Below are 3975 nucleotides of genomic sequence, written 5' to 3'. Positions count from 1 at the left end.
GGGCCCTCGCACGCGCGACGGCCGGGCGTCTCAGCCGGTCGCCACCGTGCGCGTGATCGTCGCGCCGAAGGCCCCGCTGTTGTTCTCGACGCCCTCGTCGTTGACCCCGAGCCGCAGCTCGCCCGTCACCGGGCACACGTACGTCGTGCCCGCACCGACGACGAAGTACGTCGACGGGTCCTCACCGAGGCTGCCGATGACCGCCATCGTGTTGGCGTCGGGGAAGCCCTCGACGTTGAACTGGTGGAACCACGGGTCGAGCAGGCCGGTCGGCCCGACCGTCCCGCCGGGGCTCTGGTCGTGCGACGCCGAGCCGTACATGTCGATGCGCAGCGTGTCGCCCTGCTCGCACGTCACGTCCATGGCCGTCCAGACCTGCGTCGCCGGGACCGCCCGGTCGACGACCGTGACGGTCGGGGTGCTCACCGACGGCTCGCTCGACGCGGTCTCGCTCGCCGTCGCCGTCGCCGTCACCTCCCCGCCGGCCGCCGAGTCGTCGGCGTCGCCACCTCCGCGCGTCCACGCCAGGGCGACGACCGCCACGACGACGCCGAGCCCGAGGACCGACCCCGCACCGATGAGCAGCCCGCGGCGCAGCTGCCGCTGCGCGTCGCTCGGCCCCGACGACGGCGGTGCCCCACCACCACCCGTCGCCACGGGCCCGGGCGCGGTCCCGCCCATCGGCGGCGGGGGCGGCGAGTCGATCCACGCGTCGCCCGCGCCTCCCGGCCCGCTCGTCCCGCCTGGCGTGCCGGACCCGCCCGTCGGGCCGCCCGCGCCGTCGTTCTGGTCCCTGTCGTCCATGGCTCCGCCCCCGGTGCGCAGGCACGCCGCACCGGCGCGGCATGCCGTCGAGGGAGAGGAGCGGAGCGCGGCGGTGCTGATACCCGCCGCCCCGGGCTACGCCCAGCCGAGCCGTGCCGCGACCACGTCGGCCGCCCGCGACGGGAAGTCGTCCCAGCCGGGCTCCAGCACGTCCCGCGCGAGGGCGTGCAGGGCGCGCGCCGCGTCCTCGACGGGTCGGTCGAGCGCAGCGTTCAGGCGCGCCCCGACCTGCGGGTAGGCGGCCTCGAACCGCCGCGCACCGTCGATGTGCTCGCGGTCGGCGACAGTCGTCGGGACGCGCTCGCGGACGGCCCGGACCAGGTGCTGCACCGCCCACTGCCGGACCATCTGACCACCGCTGAGCACCTCGCCGCGGCGGGCGCGCCCCGCGCCGACCATGAGCTTGACCAGCGCGAGCGCGGTGTCGTTGGCCGGGTCGGGGGCGTCGCGCACCGTCGCGCGCGCGTCGGACGCGTCGATCAGCGCCTGGATCGAGCCGTCGTCGAGCGCGACGTCGTGGTGCACGACGGCCGCCCCGGCCAGCTCGTCGGCGGTGGCCGCCGCGAACTCCATGAGGTGCCCGTCGTCATACAGGACGGCGAACCCGACGGCCCCCTCGCGCCCCACCGCGACGACCCGGTCGGGGTGCGGCAGCCACGACCGCACGTCGCGCAGCGACGCCACGTGCGCGGCGTCGGCCAGCACCCAGAAGTCGTGGTCCGACCACTCGTCGCGCCGAGCCGACTCCGAGCGCGCGGCGGAGCCCAGCAGCACCAGACCGACGGCTCCGGGCTGGCGGCGGACGGCGTCGACGAGCGCGTCGGTGCGCGCGTCGAAGGTGAGGTCGGTCATCGGGCGTTCCTCCTGGTGGTGACGTCGCCCCGACCCTAGGCGGGACGGGGCAGCCCTTCTCGCCGACCCGCGGGGGCAAAGGCTGCGTGGTGGGCCGGTGTCGGGGGCGGTCCCTAGCCTGGGGCGATGGTCACCGACGTCCGCCCCGCGCTGGGCCGGTTCGACGACTTCGCGACCGTCGTCGGCACGAAGCGCCCCGACGCGGGCGGCTGCTGGTGCGTCGCGTACCGGAACTCCAGCCTGCCCAACGCGGAGCGCCCGGGCTTCATGCGCGAGCAGTGCGCGACCGACCCCGGCCCTGGCGTGCTCGCGTACGTGGACGACGAGGTCGCGGGGTGGTGCTCGGTGGCGCCGCGCAGCACCTACCGGCGGCTCATGCGCTCGCGGACGATCCCGTTCGTCGACGAGCGGGACGCGTGGAGCGTCGTGTGCTTCGTCGTGCGGCCGGCGTTCCGCCGCCAGGGGCTCATGCATGTGCTGCTCGACGGGGCCGTCGCGCACGCCCGGTCGCACGGCGCGGAGGTCGTCGAGGGGTACCCGGTGGAGACGGGCGGGACGCGGGTCGACCTCATCTCCGGGTACGTCGGGTCCGTCGAGCTGTTCGAGGCGGCGGGGTTCGAGGTCGCGGCGCCGACGACGGGCCGCAGCGGGCACCGTCCGCGGGTCGTCGTGCGACGCGAGGTGTAGCGCGCGGTCCTGGCGCCGGGGTCGTCAGGGCAGGTCGGCGAGCGCGCCCGCGAGCTCGGAGCGCGACCGGACGCCGAGCTTCACGTACACGTTGCGCAGGTGGTACTCGATCGTCTTGGGGCTGAGGAACAGCGCGGCGGCGGCCTCCCGGGTCGTGCGCCCGGCGGCGAGCGTGCGCGCGACCTGCAGCTCCTGCGGGGTGAGGTGGTCGAGGCCCGTGACGTCGCGCCGGTGCGCGGTGACCCCCGTGGCGCGCAGCTCGGCGACGGCCTGCTCCGCCCACGGGGCGGCGCCCAGCGCGTCGAACGTGTCGAGCGCGGCCCGCAGGTGCGGCCGGGCATCCGCCCGGCGGCGCGCCCGCCGGAGCCGCGACCCGTACGCCAGGTGCGTCCGGGCGGTCTCGAACGTGTCGGGCGTCCGTGCGTGCTCGGCGAGCGCGACCCCGAAGTGCTCGTCGAGGTCGGCGTCGTCGCAGGTCAGGCCACGGGAGCGCGCGGCCCGGGCGAGCGACCAGGGCTGTCCCTTCGCGGTGGCGCGGTGCGTCAGGTCCGCGGTGAGCGCGACGGCGTCGGCGCCACGGTCGAGCCGGACGAGCGCCTCGACCTGCTCGGGGACGGGCGACACGTCGACGTCGTCGAACCGCAGGTCCGCGAGCAGCGCGGACAGGCGGTCGTAGGCGTCGAGCGCCTCCTGCGCGCGCCCGGCACCGAGCGCCAGGTCGCCCAGTGCGGCGGTCGCCCACGTCTCGAAGAAGCCCAGGTGGTGCCGGTCGGCGAGCGCGAGCGTCTCCTGCGCGTGTTCCCGGCAGGCGTCGGCGTCGCCGCGGCGGGCCTCCAGCCAGGCGAGCCCGGCCAGGCACCCGGCCAGGTCGGTCGCCTGCCCGGCCTCGCGGGCCAGCCCGATGCCCTCCGTGTACGCGGCGAGGGCGTCCGTCCAGCGGTCCGTGGTCGCGAGGTCCCGCGCGACGTAGAACAGCAGGCTCGGCAGCCCGCCGATGTCGGCGCGGCGGCGCAGGTGCGCGACGACCGTCGGGATGACCGCGCGTGCCATGCCGCTCTCCCGCAGGTACAGGGGGCCGGTGACCAGCCACGGCGCGAGCCGCGGGTCGGCGAGCAGACCCGTGTCCTGCGCGGCGAGCGCGAGCGCCTCGTGCATCCGCGCCGGCCCGCCGCGGTCGGTGAGGATCTCCCCGACCCCCACCGCCATCGTGCCGACCCAGCGCACCCGGTCGGCACGGACGCGGGGGAGCAGGCCCTCGATGCGCGCCGCGGCGCGGGCCGCCCCGGCCATGTCGCCCGCCGTCTGCGCGGCGAGGACCCCGTCGGCGAGCAGTGTGACGGCCGTGTCCGCGTCGAGGTCGGCGACGGCGGTCCCGGCCGACACGAGGACGTCGCGCGCCCGCTCGACCGACCCCGTGCGCGCGGTCACGGCACCCTCCAGCGCGGCGGCGCGCAGCCGCAGGTCGGGCGGACGGGGGAGCGATGTCGCCGCCGCCAGCAGGTCGAGCGCGACGTCGGGCTGCCCCGCCCGCCACGCCGACTCCGCCGCGGTGACCAGACGCCCGGCGCGACGTGCGCCGTCGGGCGTCAGACGCGCCGCACGCTCGAAGCC

4 protein-coding genes are annotated in these 3975 nt (G+C 77.1%); 1 reads left to right on the top strand and 3 read right to left on the bottom strand.

The features are described 5' to 3' along the window. Nucleotides 1-30: 30 nt before the first annotated feature. Together CBZ_RS19860 and CBZ_RS19855 are read right to left on the bottom strand one after the other, a co-directional pair. Nucleotides 31-804, bottom strand: a complete 774-nt coding sequence (locus CBZ_RS19860) for a hypothetical protein (protein WP_130783160.1) — start codon at nucleotides 802-804, stop codon at nucleotides 31-33. A 96-nt stretch (nucleotides 805-900) separates the two neighbouring features. Continuing rightward, on the bottom strand, nucleotides 901-1677 hold the full coding sequence (locus CBZ_RS19855) for a hypothetical protein (protein ID WP_130783159.1): 777 nt from the start codon (nucleotides 1675-1677) through the stop codon (nucleotides 901-903). A 126-nt stretch (nucleotides 1678-1803) separates the two neighbouring features. Here CBZ_RS19855 and CBZ_RS19850 point away from each other — a divergent pair, with 126 nt between their 5' ends. Beyond that, nucleotides 1804-2364, top strand: a complete 561-nt coding sequence (locus CBZ_RS19850; protein ID WP_130783158.1) for a GNAT family N-acetyltransferase — start codon at nucleotides 1804-1806, stop codon at nucleotides 2362-2364. A 24-nt stretch (nucleotides 2365-2388) separates the two neighbouring features. Here the strand turns inward: CBZ_RS19850 and CBZ_RS19845 are convergent. After that, the coding region (locus tag CBZ_RS19845; RefSeq protein WP_218022832.1) for a helix-turn-helix transcriptional regulator at nucleotides 2389-3975 on the bottom strand (1587 nt) is incomplete at its 5' end.

Origin of the sequence: Cellulomonas biazotea, assembly GCF_004306155.1 — a bacterium.
GTDB classification, from domain to species: domain Bacteria; phylum Actinomycetota; class Actinomycetes; order Actinomycetales; family Cellulomonadaceae; genus Cellulomonas; species Cellulomonas biazotea.
The sequence above is the reverse complement of the archived record's forward strand: the minus strand, read 5'-3'. Positions and strand labels throughout refer to the sequence as shown.